The sequence below is a fragment of the Cellulomonas sp. Y8 genome (assembly GCF_008033115.1).
GTDB lineage: Bacteria > Actinomycetota > Actinomycetes > Actinomycetales > Cellulomonadaceae > Cellulomonas.
The window spans coordinates 1,198,144-1,213,530 of record NZ_CP041203.1 but is presented as its reverse complement, the minus strand read 5'-3'; the positions used below and the strand labels follow the sequence as shown (position 1 = coordinate 1,213,530).

7 protein-coding genes are annotated in these 15,387 nt (G+C 74.5%); 6 read left to right on the top strand and 1 reads right to left on the bottom strand.

Annotation, left to right across the window (positions count from 1 at the left end; translation table 11 throughout):
* Nucleotides 1-30: 30 nt before the first annotated feature.
* Nucleotides 31-4,227, bottom strand: a complete 4,197-nt coding sequence (locus FKM96_RS05415; RefSeq protein WP_147794374.1) for a S8 family serine peptidase — start codon at nucleotides 4,225-4,227, stop codon at nucleotides 31-33.
* Between the two features lie 574 nt (nucleotides 4,228-4,801).
* Here FKM96_RS05415 and FKM96_RS05410 point away from each other — a divergent pair.
* From FKM96_RS05410 to rpoB, 6 genes are all read left to right on the top strand, one after another.
* Complete coding sequence (locus FKM96_RS05410) at nucleotides 4,802-6,466, top strand: D-alanyl-D-alanine carboxypeptidase family protein (RefSeq protein ID WP_147794373.1); 1,665 nt, start codon at nucleotides 4,802-4,804, stop codon at nucleotides 6,464-6,466.
* Nucleotides 6,467-6,564: 98 nt separating this feature from the next.
* Nucleotides 6,565-7,005 carry an OsmC family protein gene (locus FKM96_RS05405; protein WP_147794372.1) on the top strand — a complete coding sequence of 147 codons (441 nt, stop codon included), beginning with the start codon at nucleotides 6,565-6,567 and terminating at the stop codon, nucleotides 7,003-7,005.
* 129 nt (nucleotides 7,006-7,134) lie between these two features.
* Nucleotides 7,135-10,089: an FAD-binding and (Fe-S)-binding domain-containing protein gene (locus tag FKM96_RS05400; protein WP_147794371.1), complete on the top strand. Its 2,955-nt coding sequence runs from the start codon at nucleotides 7,135-7,137 to the stop codon at nucleotides 10,087-10,089.
* A gap of 276 nt (nucleotides 10,090-10,365) precedes the next feature.
* Nucleotides 10,366-10,896, top strand: a complete 531-nt coding sequence (gene rplJ, locus FKM96_RS05395; RefSeq protein WP_147794370.1) for a 50S ribosomal protein L10 — start codon at nucleotides 10,366-10,368, stop codon at nucleotides 10,894-10,896.
* A gap of 81 nt (nucleotides 10,897-10,977) precedes the next feature.
* Nucleotides 10,978-11,370, top strand: coding sequence for a 50S ribosomal protein L7/L12 (rplL, locus tag FKM96_RS05390; RefSeq protein ID WP_147794369.1), 393 nt, complete (start codon nucleotides 10,978-10,980; stop codon nucleotides 11,368-11,370).
* A gap of 506 nt (nucleotides 11,371-11,876) precedes the next feature.
* Nucleotides 11,877-15,383 (top strand): DNA-directed RNA polymerase subunit beta, encoded by a 3,507-nt coding sequence (rpoB, locus tag FKM96_RS05385; protein WP_147794368.1) that lies wholly within the window; start codon nucleotides 11,877-11,879, stop codon nucleotides 15,381-15,383.
* Nucleotides 15,384-15,387 lie beyond the last annotated feature (4 nt).

Here is a 15,387-nt window from a genome sequence, read left to right as displayed (position 1 = left end):
CGCGCCCGGTCCGGGCGCGGCGGGCGCGTCTCAGCGCACCTTCAGCACCCCGATCGTCAGCGTCGGCGTGTACCCGCCGTCGCCGGTGTACAGCGCGGTCACCGTGGTGGTCCGGCTGACGGCCGGCAGGGTGACCGTGGCGGAGCCCTCGGTCAGCGCGACGGTGGCGACGGGCTTGATGCCCGCCAGGACCGTCACCTTGCCGCCGGCGGCCGGGGCGCCCTCGGGCCCGGCGACCGTGATGGTCACCGCGGGCGTGGCTCCCCGGGAGACGGTCCACGACGGCGTGTCCAGGCTGATCGTCGGCACGGTCGCCAGCACCCGGTAGGAGCGCTGGGTCTGCGAGCCGTCGACGTCCGCGCTGCCCGTGTACACCGCGGTGAGGGTGTGCGACCCGGACTTCAGGTCGCGAGGCAGGGCGACCGTGGCGGTCGCCTGGTTCCCCTCGCCGGCGGTGAGCTCGCCGGTGGCCAGGACCGTGCCGCGCTCGCGGATCTCCACGGTGCCGGCCGGGACGGCGCCCTGGCCGGTGACGGTGACCGTCGCGCTGACCTCGGAGCCGTACCGGCCCGAGTTCTGCGACAGCGTGACCTTCGTGGTGGAGCCGGCCTTCTTCACGTCGACCTGCACCGCCGCCGACTCCGACCCCGCGAACGCCGCGGTGTCCGGCGTGAACACCGCCGTCAGCGCGTGCGACCCGCCGCCGAGCCGGACGGTCGCCGTGGCGGTCCCGCCGGAGACCGGGGCCGTCGCGACCTCGGTGCCGTCCGCGCGGAACGACACGGTGCCGGTGGCCTCGGCGGGGGACACGGTGGCGGTCAGCGTCAGGTCCTTGCCGACCTTCGCCGGCCCGGTGACCTTCAGCGTGGTGGTGGTCGCCACGGCCTCCGGCACGGCCACGTCGAGCACCTGGGCCCGCGTCGTCGGGTCGGCGTTGTGGCTGTGCAGCACCAGGAGCTGGTCGGCCGGGGCGGCCGTGGTGGCCGAGCGGTGCACGGTGAGCTCGGTGGCGTCGGACGCCGCGAACCACAGGGCGTCGGTCACGCCGCCGTCGAACCAGTACGGCGGGTCGAACGGGTCCACCGTGAACGGCTCGGCCGCGTCGACCCGGCCGCTCGGGTCGGCCGCGTAGTCCGAGGACGTCCAGACCGTGACGGCCGGGGTGGCGCCGGGCTCGAGGCCGAGCGCGGCGATCCCGACCGGCGCGACCAGCACCGAGTTGTCGAACACCGTGGTGTCCACGTCGCCGAACGCGCCGTTCACGCCCTGGACGTCGAGCACCTCGCCGGTGTCGTAGTCGAAGGTCGCGGCGACGGTGACGTCGGCGGCGTCGCTCAGCTTCTGCACGACGGTCTGGGCCTCGGGCGTGCCGTCCCGGTCGACGTCCCAGTCGATGACGGGGAGCACGGCCTGGCCGAGCGTCGCCCAGTCGCCGTCCACCGCGATGCCGACGCCGAGGTAGCCCTCGGCCGGGTCCCCGCCCGCGGCCGCCTGCTGCGGCGCGGTGGAGGTCCAGCCGACCCAGCGCAGGTCGCCCGAGGCCACCGCGGAGTCCGAGGTGACGAAGCCGGGCACGTCCTCGAGCTTCGGGCTGGTGGCCCCGAGGACCAGCGGCGCGACCAGCGAGGTCCAGCCGCCCGAGTCGACGCCCCGGCCCGAGAGGGTCAGCGCGGCGGTGCCGGCGCCGGCGTCCGCGAAGGACACCGGGTCGGCGGTCAGCTCGGAGACGAGCCGCGGCGCGGCCTGCACCGGCACCCGGAGCTCGGCGTCGCCCGAGGTCAGGACGAGCCGGCCGGACAGCGACGCCACGTACTCGCGCGGCACGCCGCCCTGGGTGGTCGCCTGCGTCGGGTCGATCTCCCGCTCCAGGGACGCCGGGTCGGCGGTGAGGGTCAGCGTGACCAGCCCCTGCTGGCCGGCGGGCACCGTCAGCGTCGCGGGGGAGGTGGTGATCGTCGCGCCGCCGGTGGTGGTGGCCGCGGCGAAGGCGGTGTCGTAGGTGACCGCCTCGGCGCCGGTGTTCTGCACGGTGACCGTCTTCTTCAGGGTGACGGGCTCGGCGGCCACGTCCACGACGCCGAAGGTCACGGACACCTGGTCCGGGTCCTCCGAGCCGTAGGCGAGCACGGTGTCCGCGACCGCGGCGCGGGCGTCGACCCGGCCGGAGCCGACCCGCTGCGGGCCGTAGGCCGTGCCGGACTGGTTCGCCCCGGTCCACACGTCGTGCGTGGCGGTGTTCATCACCGCGGCCTTGACCTGCGCGGGCGTCCAGCCGGGCTGGGTCGCACGGACCAGCGCCGCGATGCCGGCCACGTGCGGCGAGGACATCGAGGTGCCGGACAGCGACTGCGCGTCGGCGCCGGTGCCGGAGGCCGCCGAGAAGATCAGCGTGCCGGGCGCCGCGACGTCGGGCTTGATGATGCCGAGCGAGCCGTGCGCGCCGCGGGACGAGCCCGGGTTCAGCGCGTCGCCGATCTCGTCGGACGTGACCGAGGCCGCGAGCGACGGGCCGATGTGCGCGACGACGCCGCCGGCCTGGATCGACGGGAGCAGCGCGTCCGTGGACGACGCGGTGAGCTGCGCGCCGGGGATGGTCGCGTTGCCGGAGATGCCCGCGGAGAACACGGTCGACTCCGTGCCGATCAGCACGCCGACCGCGCCGGCGGCCTCGGCGTTGTTCCACCGGGCGACGGAGCCGCAGGCGCGGGTCGCGTCGTCGTCGTCCCACCACAGGTAGACGATGTTCCCGGTGATCTCCGCCGCGCGGTCGGTCAGCGGGGTGCAGCCGTCCACGCCGTCGCCCAGGTAGACGACCGGGGCGGTGACGTCCTCGGTCCCGGCGTAGGAGATGGAGTTCTGCGCGGCCCAGGTGCCGACGGCGGCCGGGTCGGGCGCCTCGGTGACCTCGACGCCGTCGTAGGTCTGCGGGCTGCCGACGGAGTTCGCGACGGTCAGGCCGGACGCCGCGGAGCCCGGCGAGCCGCCGACGTCCGTGATGTCCGAGGAGTTGCCCGCGCTGAGCACCGCGAGGGTGCCGAGGTCGGACAGCCGGTCGATCAGCAGGTTGTCCGGGTCGTCGGACGGGGTCGCGGAGGCGCCGAGCGACAGGTTGACCACGTCGAGGTGGTCGCCGAAGTCGCCGTCGCCGTCCGGGTCGGCGGCCCAGTCGAGGGCCAGGCCGGTGAGGTCCGTGGAGCCGCCGATGTCGCCGAACACCTTGAGGGCGTAGAGGCCCGCGCCGGGCGCGGAGCCCGGGCCGACCTGCCAGTCGGACAGGTCGGTGAGCGTGGCGTAGTCGCCGGTGAAGGTCGTGCCGTCCGGCTGGACGCCGTAGCCCGCCGCGGTGCCGGCGACGTGCGTGCCGTGGCCCGAGTTGTCCGACGTGTACAGGCTGTCGATCGGGTTGTCGTCCGGCGTCGGCGTCAGCGTGGCGCCCGGGAGCTCGGAGTTCGGGTCCGCGTCGTACAGCGGTCCGGCGAAGTCGTAGCCGCCCAGGTACTTGGCCGGGTCGAACAGGCCGTCGGGGACCGGCTGCGTGCCGTCCTCGCCGTACGCCTGCTGGTAGGCCTCGACCGTGCCGGGGCCACCGAAGTCGGCGTGCGTGTAGTCCAGGCCGGTGTCGATGACGCCGATCCGCACGCCCTCGCCGGTCTGGCCGGTGTCCTGCCACACCTGCAGCGCGCGGGTGAACGCGTCCGTGGAGGAGTTGTCGGCGGTCTTGGTGGTGACCCGGTACACCGCGACGACGTCGTCGGAGGCGGCCAGGTCCCGGACCTGCGCGGCGTCGCCCGTCACGAGCGTGCCCGCGACCAGGTTCGACAGCGTCGCGATCCGCTCGGGTGCGACCGCGGCGGTGCGGGCGGCCGGGTCGGACTCGGCGGGCACGACCGCCTCGGCGACCTGCTCGACCTGCGCGGTCGCGGCCTGGACCGCGGCCGCGTCGCCGCCGTCCTCCGCGACGTCGAGGCCCGAGGGGGCGTCGAGCTGCACGAACGCGGTGACGGTGCCCTCGGCGTCGGCGAGGCCGGAGGAGACCTTGCCCTCCGTGCCGGCGAGCACGTCGTCCGACGCGACCGGGTCGCCCGCGCCGGCGGCCAGGCCGGGGTCGAGCGGGAGCGGTGGCGACGCGGCGCCGGGCCCCGCGGCGGAGGCGGCGGTGCCCCCGAGCGTGGTGGTGGCGGCCAGCGCCAGGACGGTCAACGAGGCACGGAGCGAGCGACGCGTCATGGGAATCCGTTCGTCGGGCAGGATGCAGAGGTGCACCGCGGCATGACATGGCGTCATGTGCGACGGTGACTGCGGCCTCACGCTACAAACTTCTGGGCGATTCGTCACGGTTTCGCCACACATTGGCCTTCCAGCGCTTGCACAGGCGTCGCTAGCATGGGTGATCCGGGTCACCAGGCAGCGGCATCGTCGCCGCGCCGGCTGGGTGGCACGAGGGGGCCGCCGGGGCACCAGGGGTGTGGGGATCGCGTGAAGATCGCCCGCCGGATCGTCACGGGATCTTCGCGGGTCGGTCGCCGGGCCCTTGAAGGACCCCGAGGTCCGCTGCCTAACCTCGTCGACCGTGAGTGAACGCATGCCCGCCGCGCGGAGCTCGTCCCGCGGCAGGCACGCAGCCCCGCGCGTCGAGCGCGACCCCGCGGCACCGGCCACCGCGACGACACCCACGCCCGCCTTCCCCGGGGAGGTGGGCGCGGTCGTGCCCACCGGCCGGACCGACGCACCCCAGCCCGCCCCCGCGGGCTCCGGCGCGTCGACCGCCCCGTCCCCGATCGAAGGTGCAGCACCCCCGCCCGTGACGTCCTCCCTCCACGACACCAGCGCCCCCTCCCCGACCACCGCCCCCGCCGACGGCACCCCCTCCGCCGCCGGCGCCCCGGCCGTCGCGGCGACCCGCCGGGCCCGCGGCCGCCGCGCCGCCGGGCCCGCGCAGGACGGTCCCGCCGACGCCGCGACCCCGGTCGCGGTGATCGCCGTGACCCCGGCGGCCGACCGCGCTCCCGCGGACGCCGTCCGTGCCGACGCAGCCGCCCCCGCCGACTCGGCCGACGCCGTCGCTCCCGCCGACCCCACGCCGGCCCCCGCCGACGCGCTCCCGACCCGCCGGTCGTCCGCCGCCGCCGGCCGCCGCGCCGCCGCCCCCGGCGGTCGCCGCGCCGTCGCGCCCGCTGCGGCCCGCGGCTCGCACCGCGCCGAGGGGCGCCCCTCCGTGCGCACCCCCGCCCGCGGCGTGCCGGTCGCGGCCCTCGCCCCCGCGGAGGCGCCGAACCGCGCCGAGCGCCGCCGGCACCGCCCCCCGCGCCGGTCCGCGGCCCGCATGGCGCAGGGCGCCGTCGCCGTCGGGCTGGCCCTCGGCGTCGGCGGGTTCGCGATCGCGCCGGCCGCCGTGGGCGGCGCCTCCCTCGGGGCCGCCGGAGCGGCCACCGACGCCGAGCCCACCGCGGCGCCGAGCCCGGAGGAGACCGGCGCGACGCCGTCCCCGGCGGTCGTGCAGGAGCGCGGCGCCGCCGTGGTGTCCGCGTCGAGCACCGCCCTGGCGGCCGGCAACGCCAAGGCCGACGCGATCGCCGCGTCGGTCCCGGCCGATGCCACCGCGGCCCTCGACACCGCGGTCGCCGAGCTCGACACGCTGATCGCGGCGACCCAGGCGGAGCAGCCGGCGCTGAGCGCGCTGCAGCCGGCGACCGGCACCACGCCGGCGCCGGTGCTGTCCGGCGACGTGCTCGCGCAGGCGGTGGAGCAGGCCGGCTCCTCGGCGCTCGCCGACGCCGCTGCCGCCGACGGGGCCGTGTCCACGTCGGACGAGGACACCGCCGCGGACGGCGCGGCGGCGACCGCCTCCCCGTCGGCCCTGCCGACGGACGCCGCGGCGACGGCCGGCGCCACGGCCGACCCGGCCGAGGACGCCGACCCCACCACGGTCCGCCTCGCCGCCGCGCGCGACCGGGTCGCCACGCTGACCGCGGAGCTGCAGACGGTCACCCAGCAGACGCAGGAGGCGACCGCGGCCGCCGCTGCCGCCGCGGAGGCGGCCCGCAAGGAGGCCCAGCGGACGTCGCTCGAGGGCTACGCCAACGGCAAGATCCCGTCCTCCGCGCTGTGCGCGCTCGACTTCGCCCCGGGCCAGGAGCTGCGCTGCGACGCGGCCGAGGCGCTGGAGCAGCTGAACGTCGCCTTCACCCAGGCGTTCGGCATCCCGCTGGCGATCACCGACTCCTACCGGTCCTACGGCCAGCAGGTCGCGTGCCGGGCGCAGAAGGGCAACCTCTGCGCGACGCCGGGCACGTCGAACCACGGCGGCGGCGTCGCGATCGACCTCGGCGGGAACGCCTACTCCTTCGGCACCGACCAGCACGACTGGATGCTGGCGCACGCCGAGGAGTACGGCTGGACCCTGCCCGACTGGGCCCGCGCGACCGGTTCGAAGCCGGAGCCGTGGCACTGGGAGTACGTGGGCTGACCACCGGAGCGCGGGGTGCGTCGGCGGTCGGGGCGACCTACCGTGTGCAGCGCGGCAGCCGCCCGGCCGCCGCGCCACCACTCGTGAGGAGCCTCGACATGCCCACTCGCACCGCACGCACCGCCTGGAACGGCACCCTCAACGAGGGCGGCGGCCAGGTGGAGCTCACCAGCTCGAAGGTCGGCACCTACGACGTGTCGTTCCCGAAGCGCGCGGCCGACGAGGCCGGCGGCACCACCAGCCCCGAGGAGCTCGTCGCGGCGGCGCACTCGTCGTGCTACGCGATGCAGCTGTCCGCGCTGATCGGCGAGGCCGGCGGCACGCCCGAGTCCCTCGAGGTCTCCGCCGACGTGACGCTCAGCCCCGACCCCGCCGGCGGCTTCCGGATCAGCGGCATCGCCCTGACGGTCCGCGGCGAGGTCTCGGGCCTGGACGAGGCCGGCTTCCTCAAGGCCGCGCAGGACGCGAAGGCCACCTGCCCGGTCAGCAAGGCGCTCACCGGCACCGAGATCACGCTGGACGCCGCGCTCGAGTCCTGAGCGCCCGGCCCCGACGCCCCGTCCCGCCCCTCCGGGCGAGGCGGGGCGTCGCCGCGTCCCGGGCCGTGCGGCACGTCCGGGGCCTGGACGGGGCGCCACCCACCGCCCGGCCGGTGGAACACTGACCGCGTGCCGACCGCCACGTCCCTCCCCCCGGGCGCCGACCCCCGCACGCCGCAGGGCGCCGACGCCGCCGAGCTCGTCCGCGCGCTGCGCGCCGCCGTCGGGGGAGCGGTGGACGACTCCGCCCGCCGTCGCGCGGAGTACTCCACGGACGCGTCGAACTACCGCGTGGTGCCGTCCGTCGTCGTGTTCCCGCGCGACGTGGACGACGCGCTCGCCGCGCTCGACGTCGCCCGCGGCCTCGGCGCCCCGGTGACCTCCCGCGGCGGCGGCACGTCCGTCGCCGGCAACGCCGTCGGCACCGGCGTCGTCCTCGACTGGTCGCGGCACGTCAACCGGGTGCTCGACGTCGACCCCGAGGCCCGCACCGCGCGCGTCGAGCCCGGCGTCGTCATGGCGATGCTGCAGAAGGCGGCGGCACCGCACGGGCTGCGCTTCGGCCCGGACCCCTCGACCCAGGCCCGCGCCACCCTCGGCGGGATGATCGGCAACAACGCCTGCGGGCCCCGCGCGGTGGCCTACGGCCGGACCGCCGACAACGTGCTGGAGCTCGACGTCGTCGACGGGCGCGGCCGGCGGTTCACCGCCGCGAAGGGTCTCGACCCCGTCGACGGGCTGGACGCGCTGGTCCGCGCCGAGATGGCGACCCTGCGCACGGAGCTCGGCCGGTTCGGGCGCCAGGTGTCCGGCTACTCCCTCGAGCACCTGCTGCCGGAGAACGGGGCCGACCTGGCCAAGGCGCTCGTCGGCACCGAGGGCACCGTCGTCACCCTGCTCGGCGCGACGGTGCGCCTCGTGCCGGTGTCCGCGGCCCCGGTGCTCGTCGTGCTCGGCTACCCCGACATGGCCACGGCCGCCGACGCGGTCCCGGCCCTGCTCGCGCACCGGCCGCTCGCCATCGAGGGCATGGACGCCCGCCTCGTCGACGTCGTGCGCCGGGTCAAGGGTGCCGCGGCGGTCCCGCCGCTGCCCGAGGGCGCCGGCTGGATGATGTGCGAGGTCGGCGGCGACACGCTCGACGAGGCGCTGGAGCGGGCGCACGCGCTGGCGGCCGACGCCGGCACCCGCGCGGTCGGCGTGTTCCCGCCCGGGCCCGAGGCGGCGGCCATGTGGCGCATCCGGGAGGACGGCGCCGGCCTCGGCGGCCGGACGCCGTCGGGGGAGCAGGCCTGGCCCGGGTTCGAGGACTCCGCGGTGCCGCCCGAGCGGCTGGGCGCCTACCTGCGCGACCTCGAGGCGCTGATGGCGCGGCACGGCGTCGACGGCCTGGCGTACGGGCACTTCGGCGACGGCTGCGTGCACCTGCGGCTCGACGTCCCGATGGAGCGGTCCGGCGACCCGATGCGGGCGTTCATGACCGACGCCGCGCACCTCGTCGCGTCGCACGGCGGCTCGCTGTCCGGCGAGCACGGCGACGGGCGCGCCCGCTCCGAGCTGCTGCCGGTCATGTACTCCGAGAAGGCCATCGGCGCGTTCGAGGCGTTCAAGGCGCTGCTCGACCCGGACGACCTGCTGAACCCCGGCGTCCTCGTCCGCCCGCGCCCGCTCGACGCCGACCTGCGCCGCCCGCACGCCCGCCCGATCCCCGCGGGCCACGGCGGCTTCGCGTTCGGCCACGACCACGGCGACTTCACCACGGCGGTGCACCGGTGCGTCGGCGTCGGCAAGTGCCGCGCGGACTCGTCGGCGGCGGGCGGCTTCATGTGCCCGTCGTACCTGGCGACGAAGGACGAGAAGGACTCCACCCGCGGCCGCGCCCGCGTCCTGCAGGAGATGGCGAACGGCACCCTGGTGTCCCGCGGCTGGTCCTCGCCCGAGGTGCACGACGTCCTCGACCTGTGCCTGTCCTGCAAGGCGTGCTCCTCGGACTGCCCGGCGGGCGTCGACATGGCGCAGTACAAGGCCGAGGTGCTGCACCGCACCTACCGCGGCCGGCTGCGCCCGGTGAACCACTACGCGCTCGGCTGGCTGCCGCGGTGGACCCGGCTGGTCACCGGGGTCCCGGGGCTGGCGCGGCTGGCCAACGCCGCGCTGTCCGTCCGCCCGCTGGCGAAGGTCGTGCTGAAGCTCGGCGGCATGGACACCCGCCGGAAGATGGTGTCGTTCGCGCCGGGCCCGTTCCGCGCGCGCGTGCGCCGCGGCGAGGTCGCCGCGCGACGCGGGGCCGCGCCGACGGCCCAGGGCGCCGGGACCCTGTCGGTCACCGGCACCTCGGGCCGCCCGCCCGTGCTGCTGTGGACCGACTCGTTCAGCGACAGCCTCGCGCCGTCGGTGCCGGTCGCGGCCGTCAAGGTGCTGCGGGCCGCCGGCTACGAGGTGCTGGTCCCCGAGCACGACGCGTGCTGCGGCCTCACCTGGATCTCGACGGGGCAGCTCGACGGCGCGCGCAAGCGGCTCACCCACCTGCTCGAGGTGCTCGGGCCGTACGCGGTGAACGGCGTCCCGATCGTCGGCCTGGAGCCGTCCTGCACGGCTGTCCTGCGGTCCGACCTGCTCGACCTGCTGCCCGACGACCCGCGCGCCGTCGCGGTCGCCCGGTCCACACGGACGCTCGCCGAGCTGCTCACCGCGCCCGCGCCGATCGGGCCGGGGGAGCGGTGGCAGCTGCCGGACCTGTCGGACGTCACCGCGGTCGTGCAGCCGCACTGCCACCACCACAGCGTGATGACCTTCACCGCCGACCACACGCTGCTGACCGAGGCCGGCGCGTCGTTCTCGGAGCTCGCCGGCTGCTGCGGGCTCGCGGGCAACTTCGGCATGGAGGCCGGGCACTACGACGTGTCGGTCCAGGTGGCCGAGCGCGCGCTGCTGCCGGCGCTGCGGGCGGCGGCGCCCGGCGACGTGCTCCTGGCCGACGGGTACTCGTGCCGCACCCAGGCCGACCAGCTCGCGGACGTCCAGGGCGTGCACCTCGCGGAGCTCCTGGCGGCGCACCTGCCGGCGGCGACGGCGGAGCGGTAGGCGGCCGGCCAGCGGATTTGGGCCACGGCGTCGCGTGCCGTACTCTGGTCGCTGCCCAAGACCGCAGGTCGTCGGCTCCCGTGCTCGTCCCGCCTCCGCGGGGTGCGCCCGAGAGCCGCCCGAAGTCCCGCTCACGCGGAGGCCCGCGCAGGTGATCGAAGTTCGATGGTGGGGCGCGCGAGCGCCTCGACTGCGAGCCCCGGCGCCTGCGCCGGGGCTCTTTCCGTGCCGGGGCCGAGGACGACGCCCGGCGGCACCACCATCGGAAGGATTGCCATGGCGAGGCCGGACAAGGCAGCCGCAGTCGCCGAGCTCACGGAGCAGTTCCGTGACTCGAACGCGGCCGTGCTGACCGAGTACCGCGGGCTCACCGTCGCGCAGCTCAAGCAGCTGCGACGGTCGCTGAGCGGCAACGCGAACTACGCCGTGGTGAAGAACACGCTGACCGCGATCGCGGCCAAGGAAGCCGGCATCGAGGGGATCGCCGACGAGCTCAAGGGCCCGTCCGCCATCGCCTTCGTGACCGGTGACCCGGTCGAGGCCGCCAAGGGTCTGCGTGACTTCGCCAAGGCGAACCCCGCACTGGTCATCAAGGGTGGTGTCCTCGACGGGCGCGCCCTGACCGCTGCGGACGTCACCAAGCTCGCGGACCTCGAGTCCCGCGAGGTCCTGCTGGCCAAGGCGGCCGGTGCGATGAAGGCCAAGCTGTTCCAGACGGCTTACCTCTTCACCGCGCCCGCCTCGAAGGCCGTGCGCACCGTCGAGGCGCTGCGCGTCCAGCAGGAGACCGCCGACACCGCTGCCTGAGCCGTCCCGGCTCACGCGCTCCCCACACTGCCCCGCCCGGTCGACCTGACCGGCGAGGACCGAACGGAAGGAACCGCCATCATGGCGAAGCTCACCACCGACGAGCTCATCGAGCAGTTCAAGGGCCTCACCCTCATCGAGCTCTCCGAGTTCGTGAAGGCGTTCGAGGACGTCTTCGAGGTCACCGCCGCGGCCCCGGCCGCCGTGGCCGTCGCCCCCGCCGCCGGCGGTGCCGGTGCCGAGGCCGCCGCCGAGGAGGAGAAGGACGAGTTCGACGTCATCCTCGAGGCCGCCGGCGACAAGAAGATCCAGGTCATCAAGGAGGTGCGCGGCCTCACCTCGCTCGGTCTGAAGGAGGCCAAGGACCTCGTCGACGGCGCCCCGAAGCCGGTCCTGGAGAACGTCAACAAGGAGACCGCGGACAAGGCCAAGGCCGCCCTCGAGGGCGCCGGCGCCACCGTCACCCTCAAGTGACCCGCTCCGGGTGCGGCGCGCTCGCGCGCTGACACCCGGGTCGCCTCGCACGCAGGCCCGCACCCCCTCGGGGGTGCGGGCCTGCGTCGTGCCCGGGGGTGGGCGGCGCGCCCGGCCGCCCGGCCGACCCCCGGCAGCGCGAGCGAGTGAGGGACACGCCCAGCGAGCAGTCCGCGGGTACTCGCTCGACGCGTCGCGTACCCCCTCGACGCGCCGCGGAATGCCCGCGGGGGAGCGGGCGTTGCACACGCCCGGAGGCACGACGGCGTGCTCCGGCACGGACGGCCAGGCCCGCGACCAGGTGTGGCGCACGCCCCATACCACGGCGGGTGGACATGGCGCCACGTCTGTACTACGCTAGCGCTTTGCGCTGGCCTGTGCCCGCGACCCCGTATAACCCGCGCCCGACGGCATCGTAGTACGCGATGCCCGCAGGGCCTGTGGCCGGGGGGTCGCGAACCGCCGGGCCCGTCGCAGGGAACTCGATCTGCTGGGAAGGACCCCTCTTGGCTGCCTCGCGCACCTCCTCCGCAACGTCCGAAGCCATCGCGAACCGCACCATCTCCCGCCGCGTCTCGTTCGCCCGGATCGACGAGCCCCTCGAGGTCCCGGACCTCCTCGGGCTCCAGACGGAGAGCTTCGACTGGCTGCTCGGCAACGAGAAGTGGCAGGCCCGCGTCGCCGCCGCTCTCGAGAACGGCCGGCAGGACGTCCCGGAGACCGCTGGACTGGAGGAGATCTTCGAGGAGATCTCCCCCATCGAGGACTTCGGCGGCACCATGTCGCTGTCGTTCCGCGAGCACCGTTTCGAGCCGCCGAAGTACACGGCCGACGAGTGCAAGGAGAAGGACTTCACCTACGCGGCGCCGCTGTTCGTCACCGCGGAGTTCGTGAACTACACCACCGGTGAGATCAAGAGCCAGACGGTCTTCATGGGTGACTTCCCGCTCATGAGCGAGCGCGGCACCTTCATCATCAACGGCACCGAGCGCGTCGTCGTCTCCCAGCTCGTCCGCTCGCCGGGCGTGTACTTCGAGCGCGCCGCCGACAAGACGTCCGACAAGGACATCTTCTCGGTCAAGATGATCCCGAGCCGCGGTGCGTGGCTGGAGTTCGAGATCGACAAGCGCGACAACGTCGGCGTCCGCGTCGACCGCAAGCGCAAGCAGAACGCCACCGTGCTGCTCAAGGCGCTCGGCATGACCGAGTCGGAGATCCGCGAGGAGTTCGCGCAGTTCCCGGCCGTCATCGACACCCTGGAGAAGGACCACGTCCAGACCCAGGACGAGGCGCTGCTCGACCTGTACCGCAAGATCCGCCCGGGCGAGCCGCCGACCGTCGAGGCCGGCCGCGCGCTGATCGAGAACTTCTACTTCAACCCGAAGCGCTACGACCTCGCGAAGGTCGGCCGCTACAAGCTGAACAAGAAGCTCGGCATCGACGTGCCGCTCGGCGACTCGGTGCTGTCCAAGGACGACATCGTCGCCGCGATCAAGTACATGGCCGCGCTGCACGCCGACGTGGCGACCCTCCCGGGTCAGCGCAACGGCGAGGCCGTCGAGGTCCGCGTCGAGACCGACGACATCGACCACTTCGGCAACCGCCGCATCCGCGCCGTGGGCGAGCTCATCCAGAACCAGGTCCGCACCGGCCTGTCCCGGATGGAGCGCGTCGTGCGCGAGCGCATGACCACCCAGGACGTCGAGGCGATCACGCCGCAGACCCTGATCAACATCCGCCCCGTCGTGGCCTCCATCAAGGAGTTCTTCGGGACGTCCCAGCTGTCGCAGTTCATGGACCAGAACAACCCGCTCGCCGGCCTGACGCACAAGCGTCGCCTGTCCGCGCTGGGCCCGGGTGGTCTGTCCCGCGACCGCGCCGGCATGGAGGTCCGTGACGTCCACCCGTCGCACTACGGCCGCATGTGCCCGATCGAGACCCCCGAGGGCCCGAACATCGGCCTCATCGGCTCGCTCGCGACGTTCGGGCGGATCAACCCGTTCGGCTTCGTCGAGACCCCGTACCGCAAGGTCGAGTTCGGCCGCGTGACGGACGAGGTGCACTACCTCACCGCCGACGACGAGGACCGCTACGTCATCGCCCAGGCCAACGCGGCCGTGGACGCGAACGGCAAGTTCGCCGACGAGACCGTCCTGGTCCGCGTCAAGGGCGGCGACACCGAGGACGTCCCGGCCGAGACGGTCGACTACATGGACGTCTCGCCGCGCCAGATGGTGTCGGTCGCGACGGCCCTCATCCCGTTCCTCGAGCACGACGACGCCAACCGCGCGCTCATGGGCGCCAACATGCAGCGCCAGGCCGTGCCGCTGGTCCGCTCCGAGGCGCCGCTGGTCGGCACCGGCATGGAGTGGCGCGCGGCGGTCGACGCCGGCGACGTCATCGTGGCGAGCAAGCCGGGTGTGGTCACCGAGGTGTCGGCCGACCTCATCACGGTCGCCAACGACGACGCGACGACGAGCACCTACCGCGTGGCGAAGTTCCGCCGCTCGAACCAGGGCACGTCCTACAACCAGCGCGTGCTGGTCGACCAGGGCGCCCGCGTCGAGGTCGGCTCCGTGCTGGCCGACGGCCCGGCGACGGACGAGGGCGAGCTGTCCCTCGGCCGCAACCTGCTGGTCGCGTTCATGTCGTGGGAGGGCCACAACTACGAGGACGCGATCATCCTGTCGCAGCGCCTCGTGCAGGACGACGTCCTGTCCTCGATCCACATCGAGGAGCACGAGGTCGACGCCCGCGACACCAAGCTCGGCCCCGAGGAGATCACCCGGGACATCCCGAACGTCTCCGAGGACGTGCTGGCGGACCTGGACGAGCGCGGCATCATCCGCATCGGCGCCGAGGTCTCCGCGGGCGACGTGCTGGTCGGCAAGGTCACCCCGAAGGGCGAGACCGAGCTGACCCCGGAGGAGCGCCTGCTGCGCGCGATCTTCGGCGAGAAGGCCCGCGAGGTCCGCGACACGTCCCTCAAGGTGCCGCACGGCGAGTCCGGCACGGTCATCGAGGTGCGCACGTTCAACCGCGAGGACGGCGACGAGCTGCCCGCCGGCGTGAACGAGCTCGTCCGGGTGTACATCGCCCAGCGCCGCAAGATCACGGACGGCGACAAGCTCGCCGGCCGCCACGGCAACAAGGGCGTCATCTCGAAGATCCTCCCCGTCGAGGACATGCCGTTCCTCCCGGACGGCACCGCGGTGGACATCGTCCTGAACCCGATGGGTGTCCCCGGGCGCATGAACGTCGGCCAGGTGCTGGAGGTCCACCTCGGGTGGATCGCCAAGCAGGGCTGGAACGTCGAGCTGGCCGAGGGCGACCTGTCCTGGGTCGACGAGGTGCCCGACATCGCCAAGTCGTCGCAGCCGGGCGTCCCGGTCGCGACGCCGGTGTTCGACGGCGTGCCGGAGGAGACCCTGACCGGTCTGCTCGGCGCGACCCTGCCGAACCGCGACGGCGAGCGCATGGTCGGCGTGGACGGCAAGGCGCGGCTGTTCGACGGCCGCTCCGGCGAGCCGTTCCCGGACCCGGTGGCCGTGGGCTACATGTACATCCTCAAGCTGCACCACCTCGTGGACGACAAGATCCACGCCCGGTCGACCGGCCCGTACTCGATGATCACGCAGCAGCCGCTGGGTGGTAAGGCGCAGTTCGGTGGCCAGCGGTTCGGCGAGATGGAGGTGTGGGCCCTCGAGGCGTACGGCGCGGCCTACACGCTGCAGGAGCTCCTGACCATCAAGTCGGACGACATCCCGGGCCGCGTGAAGGTGTACGAGGCCATCGTCAAGGGCGAGAACATCCCCGACTCGGGCATCCCGGAGTCCTTCAAGGTGCTCCTCAAGGAGATGCAGTCCCTCTGCCTGAACGTGGAGGTGCTGTCCTCCGACGGCGTGTCGATCGACATGCGGGAGAACGACGACGAGGTGTACCGCGCCGCCGAGGAGCTGGGCATCGACCTCTCGCGCCGCCCGAACGCCGCGAGCACCGTCGACGAGATCTGACGCC